This is a genomic window from Mesorhizobium sp. ANAO-SY3R2, from assembly GCF_042466635.1.
Lineage (GTDB): Bacteria > Pseudomonadota > Alphaproteobacteria > Rhizobiales > Rhizobiaceae > Aminobacter.
The window spans coordinates 4,121,185-4,139,817 of the sequence record NZ_CP159955.1 but is presented as its reverse complement, the minus strand read 5'-3'; the positions used below and the strand labels follow the sequence as shown (position 1 = coordinate 4,139,817).

17 protein-coding genes are annotated in these 18,633 nt (G+C 64.6%); 12 read left to right on the top strand and 5 right to left on the bottom strand.

Features of this window, described 5'->3' with window-relative positions; all coding sequences use genetic code 11:
• Nucleotides 1–19 precede the first annotated feature (19 nt).
• The gene (locus tag ABSY17_RS24650; protein WP_378946771.1) at nucleotides 20–652 is read left to right on the top strand and encodes a GNAT family N-acetyltransferase; all 633 of its coding nucleotides are present in this window, start codon (nucleotides 20–22) and stop codon (nucleotides 650–652) included.
• Between the two features lie 15 nt (nucleotides 653–667).
• Here ABSY17_RS24650 and ABSY17_RS24645 read toward each other — a convergent pair whose 3' ends face one another.
• The 4 genes from ABSY17_RS24645 to cas9 all read right to left on the bottom strand — a co-directional run bounded on the left by ABSY17_RS24645 (nucleotide 668) and on the right by cas9 (nucleotide 5,815).
• Complete coding sequence (locus ABSY17_RS24645) at nucleotides 668–1,345, bottom strand: outer membrane protein (protein WP_378946768.1); 678 nt, start codon at nucleotides 1,343–1,345, stop codon at nucleotides 668–670.
• 100 nt (nucleotides 1,346–1,445) lie between these two features.
• Nucleotides 1,446–2,087 carry a LysE family translocator gene (locus tag ABSY17_RS24640; RefSeq protein ID WP_378946766.1) on the bottom strand — a complete coding sequence of 214 codons (642 nt, stop codon included), beginning with the start codon at nucleotides 2,085–2,087 and terminating at the stop codon, nucleotides 1,446–1,448.
• A 154-nt stretch (nucleotides 2,088–2,241) separates the two neighbouring features.
• Nucleotides 2,242–3,507: a Glu/Leu/Phe/Val dehydrogenase gene (locus tag ABSY17_RS24635; RefSeq protein WP_378946764.1), complete on the bottom strand. Its 1,266-nt coding sequence runs from the start codon at nucleotides 3,505–3,507 to the stop codon at nucleotides 2,242–2,244.
• Between the two features lie 82 nt (nucleotides 3,508–3,589).
• Nucleotides 3,590–5,815 carry a type II CRISPR RNA-guided endonuclease Cas9 gene (gene cas9 / locus ABSY17_RS24630; RefSeq protein ID WP_378946761.1) on the bottom strand — a complete coding sequence of 742 codons (2,226 nt, stop codon included), beginning with the start codon at nucleotides 5,813–5,815 and terminating at the stop codon, nucleotides 3,590–3,592.
• Between the two features lie 429 nt (nucleotides 5,816–6,244).
• On the opposite strand from cas9, the gene ABSY17_RS24625 reads away from it, so the two are divergent.
• The 7 genes from ABSY17_RS24625 (at nucleotide 6,245) to ABSY17_RS24595 (ending at nucleotide 13,229) form a co-directional block, all read left to right on the top strand.
• Entirely contained in the window at nucleotides 6,245–7,306 is a 1,062-nt protein-coding gene (locus ABSY17_RS24625) for a dipeptidase (protein WP_378946758.1), read from the top strand.
• Nucleotides 7,307–7,338: 32 nt separating this feature from the next.
• The gene (locus ABSY17_RS24620; RefSeq protein WP_378946756.1) at nucleotides 7,339–8,979 is read left to right on the top strand and encodes an ABC transporter substrate-binding protein; all 1,641 of its coding nucleotides are present in this window, start codon (nucleotides 7,339–7,341) and stop codon (nucleotides 8,977–8,979) included.
• Nucleotides 8,980–9,110: 131 nt separating this feature from the next.
• Nucleotides 9,111–10,157, top strand: coding sequence for an ABC transporter permease (locus ABSY17_RS24615; RefSeq protein WP_378952997.1), 1,047 nt, complete (start codon nucleotides 9,111–9,113; stop codon nucleotides 10,155–10,157).
• A complete protein-coding gene (gene nikC, locus ABSY17_RS24610) occupies nucleotides 10,154–11,071 on the top strand; it encodes a nickel transporter permease (RefSeq protein WP_378946753.1) in 918 nt (305 codons plus the stop codon). The genes ABSY17_RS24615 and nikC overlap by 4 nt, the downstream gene beginning before the upstream one ends.
• Nucleotides 11,068–11,901, top strand: a complete 834-nt coding sequence (locus tag ABSY17_RS24605; protein WP_378946750.1) for an ABC transporter ATP-binding protein — start codon at nucleotides 11,068–11,070, stop codon at nucleotides 11,899–11,901. Before nikC ends, ABSY17_RS24605 begins: the two co-directional genes overlap by 4 nt.
• Complete coding sequence (locus ABSY17_RS24600) at nucleotides 11,898–12,647, top strand: ABC transporter ATP-binding protein (protein WP_378946748.1); 750 nt, start codon at nucleotides 11,898–11,900, stop codon at nucleotides 12,645–12,647. The genes ABSY17_RS24605 and ABSY17_RS24600 overlap by 4 nt, the downstream gene beginning before the upstream one ends.
• 141 nt (nucleotides 12,648–12,788) lie before the next feature.
• Nucleotides 12,789–13,229, top strand: coding sequence for an RbsD/FucU family protein (locus ABSY17_RS24595; protein WP_378946746.1), 441 nt, complete (start codon nucleotides 12,789–12,791; stop codon nucleotides 13,227–13,229).
• 204 nt (nucleotides 13,230–13,433) lie between these two features.
• On the opposite strand, the gene ABSY17_RS24590 is transcribed toward ABSY17_RS24595, so the two are convergent.
• On the bottom strand, nucleotides 13,434–14,216 hold the full coding sequence (locus ABSY17_RS24590; protein ID WP_378946743.1) for an IclR family transcriptional regulator: 783 nt from the start codon (nucleotides 14,214–14,216) through the stop codon (nucleotides 13,434–13,436).
• Between the two features lie 227 nt (nucleotides 14,217–14,443).
• Here ABSY17_RS24590 and ABSY17_RS24585 point away from each other — a divergent pair, with 227 nt between their 5' ends.
• The 4 genes from ABSY17_RS24585 to ABSY17_RS24570 are packed head-to-tail and all read left to right on the top strand — an operon-like array spanning nucleotide 14,444 to nucleotide 18,623.
• Nucleotides 14,444–15,193, top strand: a complete 750-nt coding sequence (locus ABSY17_RS24585) for an SDR family oxidoreductase (RefSeq protein WP_378946740.1) — start codon at nucleotides 14,444–14,446, stop codon at nucleotides 15,191–15,193.
• A gap of 15 nt (nucleotides 15,194–15,208) precedes the next feature.
• The gene (locus ABSY17_RS24580; RefSeq protein WP_378946737.1) at nucleotides 15,209–16,093 is read left to right on the top strand and encodes an amidohydrolase family protein; all 885 of its coding nucleotides are present in this window, start codon (nucleotides 15,209–15,211) and stop codon (nucleotides 16,091–16,093) included.
• Complete coding sequence (locus ABSY17_RS24575; RefSeq protein ID WP_378946734.1) at nucleotides 16,090–17,628, top strand: sugar ABC transporter ATP-binding protein; 1,539 nt, start codon at nucleotides 16,090–16,092, stop codon at nucleotides 17,626–17,628. Before ABSY17_RS24580 ends, ABSY17_RS24575 begins: the two co-directional genes overlap by 4 nt.
• Entirely contained in the window at nucleotides 17,625–18,623 is a 999-nt protein-coding gene (locus tag ABSY17_RS24570; RefSeq protein WP_378946731.1) for an ABC transporter permease, read from the top strand. The genes ABSY17_RS24575 and ABSY17_RS24570 overlap by 4 nt, the downstream gene beginning before the upstream one ends.
• The last annotated feature ends 10 nt before the right edge of the window (nucleotides 18,624–18,633 follow it).

Here is an 18,633-nt window from a genome sequence, read left to right as displayed (position 1 = left end):
ATGAAGCGATATGCCAAAAATGCCCGATCCGCGCCGCCGTCCGCTTCTGACACCGCTAGCCGCCGCCGGATTGAAGCCGGTCTTCGTCGACGTTGCCGACGAGCACTACCGCGTTCGAACGCTGAGGCCCCAGGAAGTCACGGATGAGATCGCCACCTGGCTGACCGACCCCGCTGTCATGGAGGGCTTGAACGCTCCCCAGAAGGCGATGGGGTTGGAAGCATTCCGGACCTATGTCGCGAGTTTCGACAACCTCAAGCGCAATTTGGTGGCGATTCGCCGCCGCGCCGACGATACGGCGCTCGGCCTGCTGGTGCTCGAGGTCGACCTCCGCCACAGGCTCGGCTCACTGCATGTCGTGATCGGAGACGCCGATAGCCGAGGCCAGAAAATGGCTCAGCATGGATCGCTGCTGCTGGTCCGGCATTTCTTCGCCGAAAGAAAGCTGGAAAAGCTGACCTTGCAGCCGCTGGCTCGCAATGCGGCGGCAATCGCCGTCTGCGAAAAGTGCGGGCTGCGGCTCGAAGGTGTCCTGCGCGCGCACCGCATCGATGGCCGCACCGGCGAACGCCTCGACCAGATGCTCTATGCCATCACCAAGGACGAGTTCGAAGAAGGCGACCGCCGGGGCATCTGGGCGAAGGTCAGCTAAGGGTGCCGCCGGTTGCTAGAACCGGTAGGCCAACCCGAACTTGACAGTGGTCAAAGTCGGACTGAAGCTTGCCCCAGGCATACCTCCCGGACCCGGCTCGATATCGTCGAAGATGTAGTGCAGTAATTCGGTCTTGGCCGACCAGTTACCGGAGAATGCATATTCGACGCCAGCGCCAAACACGCCGCCCAGCTTGATGCCTCTGAAGTCCGACTGGGACGGCAGCGACACTCCACCCCATGGATAGTCATAGCTACTTGCCTCGAAGTGGGCAGCAGCTAAACCGCCGGTACCGTAGACCAGCAACCGGTCAACAGGCGTATAGCCGACTCGCGCACGCGCCGTCGCTGCCCAGTCGATGTCGTAGGTGTAGGCCTCGCCCTTGCCACCTCCGAAAATATCAAAGGCCTCAAAGGCAATGTCGTCGACTGATATCGCATCGAAATCGGCGACAACGCCATAGATGAGATTGCCCGCCTGCCAGTCATGGCCGACATAGACGCCACCCAGGAACCCGTCCTCATTGTAACTGTCCGCAAGCTTCGTTCTGTCGCCATCGAAATCGACCGACGAATGGGCATAACCGGCCTCGACGCCGACATAGCTGCCCGACCAGTCATAGGCGCCGTTCTGCGCATAGGCATCGGGAACGACCAGCGCGAGCGCGGCCGACGCCAAAAGAACGCTTTTCATGAATTCCCCCGAACTAACCCCATGCCTTCATAAGGCGAAGGCAATGCCAGCGACACACATCAGTGATTGAAGCGGCCGCCGCCACCTCCGGTTGAACCACCTACTTCGCCTGCGCCGTGATGATCTTCAGCGCAAAGGCGGAGAAAATGCCGGCGAACAGATAGTCGACGACGCGCGTCACCCGCGGGCTCTTCTTCAGCAGACCGGCGAACTTGTCGGCGGCGATCACCATCGGCGCCACGATCGGCAGCGACAGCACGATGAACATAGCCCCGAGGAAGAACAGCTTGGCCGGCGCATTGGTGTCGTGGGCCGAGACGAACTGCGGCAGGAAGGTCATGAAGAACAGGATGATCTTCGGGTTGAGCAGGTTGATGCCGAGCCCCGTCGCCCAGTTCTGGAAGAACGAGCGCGGCTCGCGCTTGGTGGTGTCGGGCGAAAAGGCCGAGCCCTTGGTGATCGCCTGCCAGGCCAGCCAGACGAGATAGCCGGCACCGCCGATCTTGAGCGCCATGAAGGCCTGCGGCGAGGCGACGATCAGCGCCGACAACCCGAGCGCCACCAGGGTGGTGTGGATGACGATGCCGGTCATCGCGCCCGCCATGCAGGCAAAGCCCGCCTTGCGGCCTTCGGAAATCGCCCGGCCGACGAACAGCGTCATGTCGGGGCCAGGCGTGATGGCGATGATGAAGGTGGCGACCGCAAACTGCAGGATGGTCGACCAATCGGGAATGAAGGACATTGTCGCGCCGCCGGTTTTGCCTTTGAGGCATGATGCTGGGGGATCAGTCGGGATTTCGCCCAGAGACCTACGCCCACGGCATTGGCGCTTCAACAGAAATGTTTAGGACCACGCCGCCGGACCATTTCGGCCCGGCGGCATGTCTCAAAGCTGGTTAGCTCGCGAAGTAGTTCTGCGTGCCGTGCGCCTCGATGGCCTCGGCGAGGCGACCGAGCGCGTGCACGTAAGCCGCCGTGCGCACGGAGACGTCCTTGTTCTTCGAGACCTCCCAGATGGCGCGGCCCTCGCGCTCCATGATGGTGCGCAGGCGGTCGTGGATCTCCTCGATCGGCCAGTAGAAGCCCTGGCGGTTCTGCACCCACTCGAAATAGGAGACGGTGACGCCGCCGGCATTGGCCAGGATGTCGGGCAGGACTATGACACCCTTCTTCTCCAGGATGGCATCGGCTTCCGAGGTGACCGGGCCGTTGGCGAGCTCGAGCACGATGCGGGCCTTGACGCTGTCGGCGTTGTCGATGCGGATCATGTTTTCCAGCGCCGACGGCACCAGGATGTCGCAGTCGACGCCGATCAGGGCGTTGCCGTCGAGCATCTCATGGCCGGCATGGCCGGCGGTGGTGGTCACCGAATGGCCGCTGTCCTTGGCGACGAAGAGACGGTCGAGATCGAGCCCGCCCGCCGCCTGCACCGCACCTTCGGAGTCCGACACCGCGACGATCTTGTGGCCGTCGGCAGCGAGAAGCCTGGCGATGTGCTGGCCGGCATTGCCAAAACCCTGGACGGCGATGCGCAGGCTGCCCTTGAGGCCGAGTTCGTCGGCGAGGTGGCGGACCAGATAATAGCCGCCGCGCGCGGTGGCGTCGCCACGGCCGAGCGAACCGCCCAGCGCCAGCGGCTTGCCGGTGATGACGGCGGGCGAAGCCTGACCGACGATCTGGCCATATTCGTCGGCCATCCAGCCCATGATCATCGAGTTGGTGTAGACGTCGGGTGCGGGGATGTCGCGGTCGGGCCCAATGATGCGGGCGAAAGCCTGGATATACGCGCGTGAGAGACGTTCCAATTCCGCCTTCGACAGCTTGCGCGGGTCGACCTGCACAGCACCCTTGCCGCCGCCATAAGGCAGGTTCATCACGGCGCATTTGAAGGTCATCCAGAAGGCCAGCATCTCGACCTCGTCGGCCGTCGATTCCGGGTGGAAGCGGATGCCGCCCTTGGTCGGGCCGCGCGTGTCGTCATAGCGGCAGCGCCACGACAGGAACGATTTTCGCGAGCCGTCGTCCATTCGGATCATCAGGCGGGCTTTGGTGGTCTCTCGGGCAAATTTCAGTTTCTCGATCACATCGGCGTCGATGTTGAGGTGTTTGGCCGCCTCGTCGAGGCGCACCAGTGCATGATCGAGAAGACTGACTTCTGACATTAGTGATTTCCTGTGATGATAAATGGTTTGGCAATGCGGGCAGCAGCTTTTCAGCCACACGTGCGACTTGCACAAAAAAGTATCAGATTTCAATCGTAAACATCGACGCAGTTGCACGCTGGCCGCGAAAGCGGCTGACGGGAGTGGGCCGCGCCGCGTTCCCTGCTAGAACTCGCTGCCGCTTGTCCATCCTGCCGGCTGCCGAAGCCTCGAACTGCTCCATCGCGTCGGGTCGGAAGCGCCAGCGCTTGTTGGGCGAAAGCCGCTCGGCGCGGGCGGCGATGTCGCCCCATTCGGACGAATGGCCAAAGGCTTCAAAGGGCGTCCTGCCGCGCTTGATGTGGTTCATGTCGCGGAAGCACAGCACCTTGTTGGCTGCGGAATCGTCGAGCGTGCGCGAACGCGGCAGGATATGCTCGATCTCGATCTCGGACGAGAACAGCTGCGCAATCCCGATCGGCCGGCCGGAGAACGGGCAATGAGCGATGCCGTTGCCCGCCTTTTCCTGCTCCTCGTAGAGCTTCAACCGGGCGCGGGCCTCGCCGTCATTGTCGATGCCCTGTTCGTCCAGTTTCTTCGCCCGCTGCGCGTTGGCGTCGCGGTTGTCGCGATTGCGCTTCAGCTCCTGTTCCTTCTGCCTGGCGGTCATCTTCAGCTCGCGCGCCAGTTCGACCACGATCTGGTCCGGCGCGCCGAACTGGTCGATCAGCGCATTGACCAGACGCCTGAGTTGGTTGAGGCCGATATGCACCGAGGGGTTCATGATGCGGCCCCAGAAGGCGGCATCGTCCTTGCGGTCCCTGGGATCCATCGTGCTGGGCAGGATGTGGCGCTGCAGCACCTCCCCGTAATAGGGCAGCCGATCGAGCAGTTCGCCGTCGCGTTCGTCGGAATGATGCCAGGCGCGGCCGAGCTTCTCGCCTGCGCGCTTCACTGCCTTGTCATAGGTAAGCACGAAACCCTGCTCGTCGCGCTCAGAAATCAGCGCGTCGAGGATCGCCGCATTGGCCGTCGACCCGAGGCGGGAGTAGCCATCGGGCAGCGGAATGGAGGCGCAATTGCGCGCGGCGGCCTCGCTCAGGCCATGCTGCGCGATGATGTCGGCGACCAGCTTTTCCTCGTCGCTTTCATCGAGCAGGCGGGCCACGAAGGCATCCTTGGCGGCCCAGGAGAGCGCGCGCCAGCGCGGTCCGAAATGGTCGTCCTGGGTCAGCAGCCGGTTGGTGCGCAACTCGGCCAGGCCCTTCTCGCCCATTTCCTCGAAATTGATCTTCACCTCGCCGCCGAGCTTCAGCGCCTTGCGCATTTCCTTGAAGCTTAAGCCGTCCGTCTTGCCGACCCTGATCTTGGTCAGCCCGACATGCAGCAACGCGGTGGCAAGCTCGTCGCGCCCGGCCGCCCGCAGCGCCCGGTCGCTGCCGGCGTCGGTCGACAGTCTGAGATGCCCGAGCCGTTCGTAGATCTCGCGCGCCTGGACCGACGGCAACGCCTTGGGCAGGCGCAACTCTCCGGCTTCATATTCAAAGGTGCATTTGCCGATCTTCGGCGGCTTGAGCTCGCGTTGGCGGAACAGGATCGTTGCGATTTTCTCACGCGCTGCCGGGCTCAACAGGGCGGGATGGTGCACAGCCTGTGCCTCCCAAAGCGCCTCGAACTCATGCCGGAGCATGTCGCGCGTCGGGTAGAATGCGTAGAGCGACTTGGCGCCCTCGCCATCGAGGCGGATGCGCGTCGGCTGGCGGCCGGGATCATGATTGGCGCCGCGATGGCGGGTCCACAGATATTCGCCGAAGGTGCGGCAGTTCATGGTCACCAGCAGGTCCCGCAGACGCTGCGACGCCTCGGCGATTTTGCCCTGGTCCTTGTCGTTCGCCTTGCGGTCGGTCCTGCGGTTCGACTTGAAGCCGCGGCGTTGGTGCAGGTGAAACAGCGCCCGGCCGAACTCGTGTGGCGAAAGCGCCGCGTCGAGCCCGTTGGCGCGAAGCTGGTATGGGTCGCGCAGGGCGAGCGCCCGGCGCTCGCTCTCGTTTGCCGGCATCAGCCCGGCTTCGACGAGGGCCGCGATCAGGGCCTCGCGGCGCAGCACGAAGCGGTCGCGGCGCTTGCGCGCCTGCTTGGGCACGCGCCGCATGGCGGCGAGCGACTGGCCGTCCTTGGGATTGCGCCCATCCTTGAACAGCCGCACGCCGGCGCCCAGCAATTCCAGCGGCGCATCGCGGCCGAAAATACCCAGCGGATCGAGGCCGGTGCGCCACACCGCCCATCCGATGGAATTGGTGCCAATGTCAAAGGAATAGCGAATGCCCAAGATGTCCTCCCCCCGGAGTACTTACGAGACGCCTCGCCTATCTTGACGTATTCATCCGCGAACTTGCAACTATTGCTTTTATTTATAGCCATGCTAAGCATAAGGCGTTCTAGCAAGGAACGCGGTGTGGCCTCTCCGTTAACAAGGCTTCATGCCACCAAATGAGGCGGGCTCCGGTCCGCCTTTTTGCTGCGCGGTGCAAATCCCGCCCACGCACCGCTCGCCATGCGCATTTCCGGAATTTTTCGCCCACAGCGTGCACGCAAGTGCGACAAGCGACCTATGCTTGTAGGCCAGATTCGGACATCTATTGGTCCTGTCGCGGTTTCTCCATCCTGACGCTGCGGCAGCGGGGGTGCCGGTCGCGGCGGTGCGATTGACTCCACACCGTCGGCGTCCTTCAACTCGCTCTTTCTCATGGAGCGAGAGATGCAGCCAGTATTCGACGGCCACAACGACGTGCTTCTGCGGTTGTGGTCCAACGCCGCCAAGGGTGCTGATCCGGTAGCCGAATTCATGGAAGGCACCGGGGAAGGCCACATCGACATGCCCCGCGCCCAAAAGGGCGGTCTCGCAGGCGGCCTGTGCGCCATCTACATCAGCTCCGGCGACATCGGCGACGATAACCGCGACGCCAACGGCCACTACGCCGTGCCGCTGTCAGAACCGCTCGAACGCGCGCCGTCACTCGACATCGCCCTCGACATGGCCTCGATCGCCTTCAGGATCGACCGCGCCGGCGGCTGGAAGATTTGCCGCAATTCCAAAGACATCGCCGCCGCCGAGGCCGAAGGCAAGTTTGCCGCCGTCCTGCACATGGAAGGCTGCGAGGCGATCGACGCCGACCTCGCCGCACTCGACGTGTTCTACGCCGCCGGCCTGCGCTCGCTCGGCCCGGTGTGGAGCCGCCACACCATCTTCGGCCATGGCGTGCCCTTTGCCTTCCCGTCGAGCCCCGACACCGGCCCCGGCCTGACCGAAGCCGGCAAGCGGCTGGTCAAGGAGTGCAACCGCATCGGCATCGCCATCGATCTCGCCCACATCACCGAACAGGGTTTTTGGGATGTCGCCAGGCTTTCCGACAAGCCGCTGATCGTCAGCCATTCGAACGCCCATGCGCTGACCCCGATCAGCCGCAACCTGACCGACAAGCAGCTCGGCGCGGTACGCGAGAGCAACGGTCTGGTCGGCCTGAACTTCGCCGTCACCATGCTGCGCGCCGACGGCGGCAAGCGTGCTGACACGCCGCTGTCCGACATGATCCGCCATGTCGACCACCTCGTCGAGCATGTCGGCATCGATGGCGTGGCGCTCGGCTCCGACTTCGACGGCGCTACCATTCCGGCCGAGATCGGCGATGCCGCCGGGCTCCAGAACCTCGTTGCGGCACTGCGCGACGCTGGCTATGGTGACGCCGAACTCAAGAAGATCTGTCGCGACAACTGGCTGCGCGTCTTGCGCGCCGCCTGGCACGAGACAGAAGCGAACTAACGAAGAACTGCCAAACTGGGGGACTGCAAAAAATGTTTATCGGAAAACTGAACGGCAAATACCGTCTGATGCTTGCTGGCGCTGCCTTGTCGGCGATGGTCGTTGCCGCGCCCGCGCTGGCCGTGACGCCAGCCGACACGCTGGTCCAGGCCTGGGCGATCGACGACACCATCACGCTCGACCCGGCTGAATCCTTCGAGCTCAGCCCGGCCGAATTCCTCGGCAATGCCTATGACATGCTGGTGCGCCTCGACATCAACGACACCACCAATGTCCGCCCCGGCGTCGCCGAAAGCTGGACCGTCTCCGACGACGGCCTGACCTACACCTTCAAGCTCAAGCCGGGTCTGAAATTCGCCTCCGGCAATCCGATCACCGCCGAGGACGTCGCCTGGTCGTTCGAGCGCGTCGTCAAGCTCGACAAGAGCCCGGCCTTCATCCTGACCCAGTTCGGCCTGACCAAGGACAACGTCGCCGAGAAGGCCAAGGCTGTCGACGAAAACACCTTCGTCTTCACCGTCGACAAGTCCTATGCGCCGTCCTTCGTGCTGAACTGCCTGACCGCCACCGTCGGCGCCGTGCTCGACAAGAAGCTGGTGCTCGAGCATGTGGCCGCGGTCACGCCGACCGACGACTACAAGTTCGACAACGACTTCGGCAATGGCTGGCTCAAGACCGGCTATGCCGGCTCCGGTCCGTTCAAGATCCGCGACTGGCGCGCCAACGAGATCCTCGTGCTCGAGCGCAACGACAACTATTATGGCGAAAAGGCAGCACTCGCCCGCGTCATCTATCGCCACGTCAAGGAAAGCGCGACCCAGCGCCTGATGCTCGAAGCCGGCGACATCGACGTCGCCCGCAATCTCGAGCCGGGCGACCTGGAGGCGATCTCGAAGAACGCCGAGATGGCCACCACCAGCGCACCCAAGGGCACGGTCTATTACATCAGCCTCAACCAGAAGAACCCGAACCTGGCCAAGCCTGAAGTACGCCAGGCGCTGAAGTATCTGGTTGATTACGACGCCATCGGCTCGACCCTGATCAAGGGCATCGGCGAAATCCGCCAGACCTACCAGGCCAAGGGCGTGCTCGGCGCGCTGGACTCGAACCCGTTCACCTTCGACGTCGCCAAGGCCAAGGAACTGCTGGAGAAGGCAGGCCTGAAGGACGGCTTCACCGTCACCATGGACGTGCGAAACAGCCAGCCGGTGACCGGCATTGCCGAATCCTTCCAGCAGACGGTGGGTCAGGCCGGTATCAAGCTCGAGATCATCCCCGGCGACGGCAAGCAGACGCTGACCAAGTACCGCGCCCGCAACCACGACATGTATATTGGTCAGTGGGGCATGGACTATTGGGATCCGAACTCCAACGCCGAGACCTTCACCTCCAACCCCAACAATGCCGACGACGGCACAGTGAAGACGCTGGCCTGGCGCAACGCCTGGGACGTGCCGGAACTGACCGAAAAGACCAAGGCCGCCCTGCTCGAGCGCGACAACGACAAGCGCGCCGCCATGTACAAGGAACTGCAGCAGGCAGCCCTCGACACCAGCCCGTTCGTTCTCGTCTTCCAGCAGACCGAGGTCGCCGGCCTGCGCGGCAACGTCAAGAACTACAAGCTCGGGCCGAACTTCGACTCGAACTTCGTCGCTCCTGTCACCAAGGATTGATCCATGACAGCGCCGCGCGTCCAATCGGGGGCGCAAAGGGCGCTGTGACAATTTGAGTCCGTGCATGATCCCTGCCCGAAAGCGGGGTCATGCACCAAAGGATCAGTCCATTGAGCAGCATGGAAACCCAGATGCCGGCGAGGCGCGCCAACAAGCGCGCCTCCGCCATTCTCAAGGCGGTCGCCAGTTTCGTGGTGATCGTGGCAACGACCTATCTCGGCCTTCTGGCGGTGACCTTCTTCATCGGTCGCGTCGTGCCGATCGATCCAGTGCTCGCCATCGTCGGCGATCGCGCCCCGGCCCATGTGGTCGAGCGCACGCGCGAGGAAATGGGCTTCAACCTGCCCTACTACCAGCAGTTCTTCCTCTATGTGAAAGGCGTGCTGCAAGGCGATTTCGGCACCTCGGTGCTGACCACCAATCCTGTCATGGCCGATATTCGCCGCGTCTTCCCCGCGACCATGGAGCTTGCCACGCTAGGCACCATCATCGGTGCCGCCATCGGCATCCCGCTCGGCGTGCTGGCCGCGGTCAAGCGCGACAGCCTCGCCGACCAGATCGTGCGCATCGTCGGCCTCGTCGGCTATTCGGTGCCGATCTTCTGGCTCGGCCTTTTGGCGCTTCTGGTCTTCTATGCCAAGCTCGGCTGGACCTCCGGCCCCGGCCGCATCGACGTGGTGTTCGAATACACCTTCACGCCGATCACCGGCTTCTACTTGGTCGATGCCGTGCTGACCCGCGACTGGGCGGCGTTCCGCGACATCTTCTCCCACATCATCCTGCCAGCCTCGCTGCTCGGCTATTTCTCTTTGGCCTATATCAGCCGCATGACGCGTTCCTTCATGCTCAACGAGCTGAGCCAGGAATATATCGTCGCCGCCCGCGCCAAGGGCCTGTCGGAAACCCGCATCATCTGGGGCCACGCTTTGCGCAACGCTGCCGTGCCGCTGGTCACCGTGATCGCGCTTTCCTATGCCGGACTGCTCGAAGGCTCGGTGCTCACCGAAACCGTCTTCGCCTGGCCCGGCCTCGGCCTCTACATCACCAATTCGCTGCAGAACGCCGACATGAACGCCGTGCTCGGCGGCACCATCGTCATCGGCTCGGTGTTCATCGGCATCAACCTGCTTTCGGACCTGCTTTACCGGATGCTCGACCCACGGACGCGGATCAGATGAGCGACGCAGTCATGACCCGCCGCGAATGGCTGATGACCGATCGGCCGCAGTCGCGCCTGCAGGCCCGGCTTGGCCGCGCCTATCTCACCTGGCGCCGCTTCGCCGCCAACAAGCTGGCCCTCATCGGCATGGTGATCATCCTCGGCCTGCTGTTCGTCGCGGCGTTTGCGCCGCTGCTGGCGCCCCATTCGCCCTATATCGGCGACCTCAAGAACGCCCGCCTGCTGCCGCCGAGCTCCACCTACTGGCTCGGCACCGACGACCAGGGCCGCGACATCCTCTCGCGCCTGATCTACGGCTCGCGGCTGACGCTGCAGGTGGTGGTGCTGGTCGCCGTCATCGCCGCGCCGCTCGGCCTGCTGGTCGGCACCGTATCGGGCTATGCCGGCGGCTGGATCGATGCGGTGCTGATGCGCATCACCGACATCTTCCTCGCCTTCCCCAAGCTGGTGCTGGCGCTCGCCTTCGTCGCAGCGCTGGGGCCCGGCATCGAAAACGCCATCATCGCGATTGCGCTGACCTCGTGGCCTCCCTACGCCCGCATCGCGCGTGCCGAAACACTCACCTTGCGAAACTCGGACTACATCTCCGCGGTCAAGCTGATGGGGGCGTCGCCCATGCGCATCGTGCTTCGCCACATCATGCCGCTGTGCATCTCCTCGCTGATCGTGCGCGTCACGCTCGACATGGCCGGCATCATCCTGACCGCCGCCGGCCTTGGCTTCCTCGGCCTCGGCGCGCAGCCGCCGCTGCCCGAATGGGGTGCGATGATCGCCTCGGGCCGCCGCTTCATCCTCGACCAGTGGTGGGTTGCCGCCGCTCCCGGTGCCGCGATCCTCATCGTCAGCCTTGGCTTTAACCTGCTTGGCGACGGACTGCGCGATGCCCTCGACCCGCGTGGTGGCAGCCAATGAGCGCTCTGCTTCACGTCGAAGACCTGCGCGTCACCTTCCCCACCCGCACCGGCGTGGTCGAGGCGGTGCGCGGCGTCTCCTTCTCGCTCGGCCAGGAACGGCTCGGCATCGTCGGCGAGTCCGGCTCGGGCAAGTCGCAGACCGGCCGCGCCATCATGGGGCTCACCCCTGAGCATGCCCGGATTTCGGCCAAGCGGCTCGAATTCAGCGGCATCGATCTTCTGAAGGCTTCTCCAGCCGAGCGCCGAGCGCTGCGCGGCAACCGCGTCGCCATGATCCTGCAGGATCCGAAATATTCGCTCGACCCGGTCATGACCATCGGCCGGCAGATCGTGGAGACCTTGCGCGCGCACAAGCGGATCGGCAAGGCCGAGGCGCGCGAGCGCGCCCTCGACATGCTGGCTGCCGTCCAGATCCGCGACCCCAAGCGCGTCTTCGACCTCTATCCGCATGAGGTTTCCGGTGGCATGGGCCAGCGCGCCATGATCGCCATGATGCTGATCGCCGGTCCCGAACTGCTGATCGCCGACGAGCCGACCTCCGCACTCGACGTCACCGTGCAGCTCGACATCCTGCGCATCCTCGACCGGCTGGTCATCGACCGTGGCATGGGCCTGGTCTTCATCTCGCACGACCTTCGCCTGGTCTCCACCTTCTGCGACCGGGTCATCGTCATGTATGCCGGCAAGGTCGTCGAGGAGCTCAAGGCGTCCGAACTGTCGCAAGCCAAACATCCCTACACGCAAGGCCTGCTCAACTGCATGCCCAAGATCGGCGCCGACCGGCATCCGCTGCCCGTACTCGACCGCCAGCCGGAGTGGCTGCTGTGACCCCTGCCCTTTCCCTCGACAGCCTGCGCGTCGTCTACGACGAGTTCATCGCGCTCAAGGATGTGAGCCTGACGGTGGCGCAGGGCGAATCCTTCGGCCTGGTCGGCGAATCCGGCTCCGGCAAGTCGACGCTGCTGCGCGCCGTCGCAGGCCTGGCGCCCGTCGCCTCCGGCACCATCGACGTCAACGGCAAGCGCCTCGGCAAGACCCGTGACAAGGCCTTCTACCGCCAGGTCCAGATGGTGTTCCAGGACCCCTACGGCTCGCTACATCCGCGCCAGACGGTCGACCGGCTGCTGCTCGAACCGCTTGATATCCACGGCTTCGCCGACACCGAAAAGCGCATCCTGCGCGCCCTCGAAGAGGTCGGCCTTGGCTCGAGCTTCCGCTTCCGCTACTCGCACCAGCTTTCCGGCGGCCAGCGCCAGCGCGTGGCGATTGCGCGTGCGCTGATCCTCGAACCCTCGGTGCTGCTGCTCGACGAGCCGACCTCGGCGCTCGACGCCTCGGTGCAGGCCGAGGTGCTCAACCTGCTCGAACAGGTGCGCCGCGACCGCAAGCTGACCTTCGTCATGGTCAGCCACGACCTCGGCGTCATCACCCATATGTGCGAGCGGCTGATGGTGATGCAGAACGGCCAGGAGGTCGAGCGGCTGCAAGCCGGCGACCTCGCCGCGCGCAATGTCGCCAAGGACTACACGCGCAATCTGCTGGTTGCCTCCGAAGGCTTCGTGCGCGAGGCGTAAAGTGCACCGGGAGACCGTGAAGCGGTCATCCGTCCTGCGTCAGATCGACGAGCGGCTTGCGCGCAGCACCACTTGCCTGCAATTCTGGGATGTGAGGGGCGAGCGCCCCTCATCCACAACCCGCATCCCAGGTGTTCAAACATGCTGCTAGGCATCGATCCATTGCTCGGCCCCGACGTGCTCTACGTGCTGCGCTCTATGGGGCATGGCGACGACCTGATCATCGCCGACGCCAATTTCCCGGCCGAAGCGATCTCGCGCCAGACCGTGTTCGCCCGCCCGCTGCGCATCGACGCCGACATCGTCAGCGTCATGCAGGCGGTGTTGTCGGTGATGCCGGTCGACACCTTCGTTGACGACGCCTTCGCCCGCATGGAGGTGGTCGGCAAGCCGGACGAAGTGCCTGAAGTCCAGCGTGAGGTCGGCAAGCTGATCGAGGGAACCGGCACCAAAATGGTCGGCATCGAGCGCTTCGCCTTCTACGAGCGTGCCAAAAAGGCCTATGCCGTCATCCAGACGCAGGAACGCCGTTTCTACGCCGATTTCGCCGTGCGCAAGGGCGTCGTGCCGCCGGAGGCGTGAGCCACCCACTACGGCCGCGCCATTGCCTGACGATCTTGCCCCCTCATCCGGCCGCTTCGCGGCCACCTTCTCCCCGTTGGGGAGAAGAGGCGAGCGGCAACGCCTCAGACCTCCTCGCCCCACCGGGGAGAGGTCGGCCGAGCGTAGCGGAGGCCGGGTGAGGGGGAAGCTTGCTAAGGACCTTCGTCAGCGAACAGTCGCGCCCTACGACAGCGACAGCTTCGCCGCGACGTCCTTGAGCAGCAAAAGCGTCTGGTCGATATCGGCCTGTGCGTCGTCGATCCTCTGGATATAGGGGCAGGTCAGCACCGCAATGGCAAAACCGTCGGACGACAGGATCGGCACCGAGATGTCCTCGATGGCGCGCATCTGCTGGCTCGCGCCGACGCGGTGGCCGGCCGCGCGATAGGCCCCAAGCACCGACCCCAGCTCTTCCCTGGCGGCGAGCATGTCAGTGCCTTCCCAGCGCGCAGCCGCCTCGGACTGCGAATGCGGGTCCTGGAAGGCGAGCAATATGTGGCCGGAACTCGTGGTCAACAGGTCGATATGGGCGCCGATGCGGATGCCGAATTCCCAGTTGCCGGGCGGGCTGGCATGGGCCACCACGATGGCCGCATCGCGGTCCGGCGCCACGAGATGACATGACTGGCCGGCGGCTATCGAAAACGCATCCATCAAGGGCTGCGCCCGCGCCACCAGCCGCCGCACAGGCGGATGCCGATGCGCCAGCACGAACAGCTTCATGGTCAGCGCGTAGCGGTCGCCCTCGGGCGAGCGGTTGACATAGTCGCGCGCCACCAGCCGTTCGAGCATGCGGTAGACCTCGCTCGGGCCGCGCCCCATCGCCTTGACGATCTCGGCGCGGGTCAGCCCGCCCGGCTGCTCGGACAAAAGTTCGAGGATGTCGAGCCCCTTGTCGAGCGCCGGCGCCCGGTAGCGCTCGTCCTTGTCCGGATCGTTCGGGGTCTTGGCCGGCCGCTTGGGCATTGTCCGAAATCCTCGCCTCGACCGGCCTCGCGCATCGGCGCGAAAATCGCATTCGATTTTCGCTGAGCACGATGCGCAGGTTCAAAAACTTAGAGCGTCCTTTGTGCGTCCATTCGGACGCACGGCGCTCTAGCGATTCCCCGTTGCAAGGCCGGTTCATTTATGAATAGTATGTTCGTATATAGACTAAGAAAGCGCAAGCAGTTTGCTGGGAGGAGGCAACGGTCATGCGGCTTGACGGGAAGCGCATCTTCATTTCCGCCGCCGGCCAGGGCATCGGCCGCGCCAGCGCGCTGGCCTGCGCCAACGAAGGCGCCCATGTCATCGCCACCGACATCAATGACGAGGCGCTGAAGACGCTTGCCGCCGAGAGCGGCAACATCGAGACCCACCGGCTCGACGTGCGCGACAGTGCCGCCGTCGCCGCCTTCGCGGCAGGCCAGGCCGCGCTCGACGGCCTGTTCAACTGCGCCGGCTTCGTCCACCACGGCACCATCATGGACTGCGGCGAGGACGACTGGGACTTCAGCTTCGACCTCAACGTCAAGAGCATGTATCGGACGACGCGAGCCTTCCTGCCCGGCATGCTCGCGCGCGCCGAAAATACCGGCGGCGTGTCGATCCTCAACATGGCCTCGATGGCCTCGTCGATCAAAGGTTTTCCCAACCGGCTGCTTTATGGTGCGACAAAAGCGGCTGTGATCGGCTTCACCAAGGGCATGGCGGCCGACTATGTGCGGCGCGGCGTCCGCTGCAATGCGCTCTGCCCCGGCACCGTCGATACGCCCTCGCTGCGCGGCCGCATCGCTGCCGCCGCCGACCCGGTGCAGGCCGAGAAGGATTTCATCGCCCGCCAGCCCATCGGCCGGCTGGCGACTGTCGACGACATTGTGCCACTGGTCGTCTACCTGCTCTCAGACGAATCCCGCTTCGTCACCGGCCAGGCCGTCCTGGTCGACGGCGGCGTCACCATCTAGGCGGGGGCGGCGGCCATGATCGGAAGGATCGACGGCCACTGCCACTACTGGGCGCTGAAGCGCGGCGACTATGGCTGGCTGACGCCTGATGCCGCCCATCTCAAGCCGATCTATCGCGACTTCGGCACAGCCGACATGCGCCCGCTGGCCGAGGCTGCCGGCATCGAAAGGCGCATCCTCGTCCAGGCCGCTCCCACCGAGGCGGAGACGCAGTTCCTGCTCGACCAGGGCCGCGAGGATCGAGCGGTATCAGGCGTCGTCGGCTGGGTCGACCTCGCTTCCCCCGACAGCGTCGCATCGCTCGAACGCTTTGCCGGCAATCCCTTGTTCAAGGGCGTGCGGCCGATGCTGCAGGATCTTCCCGATCCCGACTGGATCGTCACACATTCGCATCCGGACGCCATTGCCGCAGTCAAACGCCTCGGCCTGCGTTTCGACGCGCTGGTCATGCCGCAGCACCTCGCAGCACTCCTGCGCTTCGTCGACGCCAATCCCGAGCTTCCCGTCATTGTCGACCACGCCGCCAAGCCGGCCCTCGCCGCCCCCGCCGACGATCCGCGCCATGCGATGTGGAATGCCGGCATGGCCGCCCTGTCCGCCCACGAGGATGTCTGCTGCAAGCTCTCCGGCCTGCTCACCGAACTGCCGGCCGAACGCCGCACCACCCCGGAAGCCGCCGCCGCCGCCCTTCGGCCAACGGTAGAAAAACTGCTTGGCTGGTTCGGCCCGAAGCGCCTCGCCTGGGGCTCGGACTGGCCGGTGCTGACTTTGGCCGCGCCCTTCGCCTTCTGGGACGAGGTCACCGATCGCCTGCTCGACGGGCTCGGCGGGCCGGAACGCGGAAGGATCCTCGGCGGCACGGCCGCAACCTTCTACGGCATCGGGGGAGGCGCCGCATGACCTCCCTCGTTGTGATGAAGGACATCGAAAAATCGTTTCCCGGCGTGCGCGCGCTGCACGACGCCCATCTCGACCTGCGCGCCGGCGAGGTGCATGCGCTGATGGGCGAGAACGGTGCCGGCAAGTCGACACTGATGAAGATCCTTGCCGGCATCTACCGCCGCGATGGGGGCGAGATCCTGCTCGACGGCATGCCGGTCGAGATCAACTCGCCGCGCCAGGCCCAGGATCTCGGCATCGGCATCATCCATCAGGAACTCAACCTGATGCCGCACCTGACGGCGGCGCAGAACATCTTCATCGGCCGCGAGCCGCGCAAGGTTTTGGGCCTGCTGCTCGATGAGGCGAAGCTGAATGCCCAAGCCGCCGAAATCTTCGCCAGCATGCATTTGAAGCTCGATCCGCGCACGGTGGTCGGCGGGCTGACGATCGCGCGCCAGCAGATGGTCGAGATCGCCAAGGCGCTGTCCTACCGCTCGCGCGTGTTGATCATGGACGAGCCGACCGCCGCCCTCAACGACGCCGAGATCAACGAGCTTTTCGCCATCATCGCGCGCCTCAAGGCCGAGGGCGTCGGTATCGTCTACATCTCCCACAAGATGGACGAGCTGAAGCGCATCGCCGACCGAGTGACTGTCATGCGCGACGGCGAATATATCGGCACCATGCCCGCCGCCGAGACGCCGGTCGAAAAGATCATCTCGATGATGGTCGGCCGCGCGCTATCGGACGAGCGGCCTGACGTGCCCGACCACTCCAACTCCAAGGTCGTGCTCGAGGTCAAAAACATCAGCCGCGGCGCCGAAATCCGCGACGTCTCCTTCTCCGTCCGCAAGGGCGAGATTTTGGGCTTCGCCGGCCTGATGGGTGCGGGCCGCACCGAGGTCGCACGCGCCATCTTCGGCGCCGACCGGCGCGGCGGCGGCGACATCTTCATGCATGGCAAGAAGGTCGACATCCGCAAACCCGAAGACGCCGTGCGCGCCGGCATCGGCTACCTCTCCGAGGACCGCAAGCATTTCGGCCTCGCCACCGGTATGGACGTGCGCAACAACGTCGTCATGGCGAGCCTTTCGCGCTTCACCGGTCCCGGCGGGCTGCTGAAGGAAGGCGCCATGCATGATGCGGCAAGCCGCTACATCGCCCAGCTTTCGATCAAGACACCCTCCGACCAGCAGGAGGTGCGACTGCTCTCCGGCGGCAACCAGCAGAAGATCGTCATCGCCAAATGGCTGTTGCGTGACTGCGAGGTGCTGATCTTCGACGAGCCGACGCGAGGCATCGACGTCGGCGCCAAGAACGAGATCTACAAGCTGTTGAATGCGCTGGCCGGGCAGGGCCGCGCCATCGTCGTCATCTCCTCCGAGCTGCCGGAAATCCTGCGCCTCAGCCACCGCATCGCCGTCATGTGCGAGGGCCGGCTGACCGGCATTTTGGCCGGCGGCGCCAGCCAGGAGGAGATCATGCATCTTGCCACGCTGCGCGGTGAAGCCGCGAATCGACAAAACAAGCCGGCTAAGGAAGAGGTCCAATGAGCGCGACCGTGTCCAATGCGAATGTTTCACCCGGCGCCAAGTTTTCCGGCGCCCAGCACCGGCTTCTCGCCTTCGCCAGCCTGATCGCGCTGGTCGTTGTCTTTTCCATTGCCTCGCCCAACTTCATGCAGACCTCCAACATCATCGCCATCCTGCAGGCGACCTCGGTCAACGGCGTGCTGGCGATTGCCGCAACGCTCGTCATCATCACCGGCGGCATCGACCTGTCTGTCGGCACGCTGATGACCTTCTGCGCCGTCTGCGCCGGCGTGGTCCTGACCTTCTGGGGCATGCCGCTCGGCCTCGGCGTGCTCGCCGCCATCCTTGCAGGTGCTGCGAGCGGCACGCTGTCCGGCACCTTCGTGGCAAAACTCAAGATCCCGCCCTTCATTGCCACGCTCGGCATGATGCTGATCCTCAAGGGCCTGTCGCTGGTCATTTCCGGAACGCGCCCGATCTATTTCAACAACACGCCCGGCTTCACCCAGATATCGCAAGGCTCGCTGATCGGCTCGGTCGTGCCGTCCCTGCCGATCCCCAACGGCGTGCTGATCCTGTTCCTGGTGGCGATCGCCACGAGCTTCATCCTCGAGCGCACCATTTTGGGCCGCTTCACCTTCGCGCTCGGCTCCAACGAGGAGGCCGTGCGCCTGTCGGGTGTCAACACCGACCGCTGGAAGATCGCCGTCTACGCACTCGCCGGCAGCATCTGCGGCATCGCCGGGCTGCTGATCGCCTCGCGCCTCAACTCGGCCCAGCCGGCACTTGGCCAGGGCTACGAACTCGACGCCATCGCCGCCGTGGTGATCGGCGGCACGTCGCTGTCAGGCGGCCGCGGCACCATCATCGGCACGCTGATCGGCGCGCTCATCATCTCCGTGCTCGCCAACGGGTTGCGCATCCTCTCGGTCGCCCAGGAATGGCAGACCGTGGTCACTGGCTCGATCATCATTCTCGCCGTCTACACCGACATTCTCAGGCGCCGCAGGCTTTGAGCAGGACTTG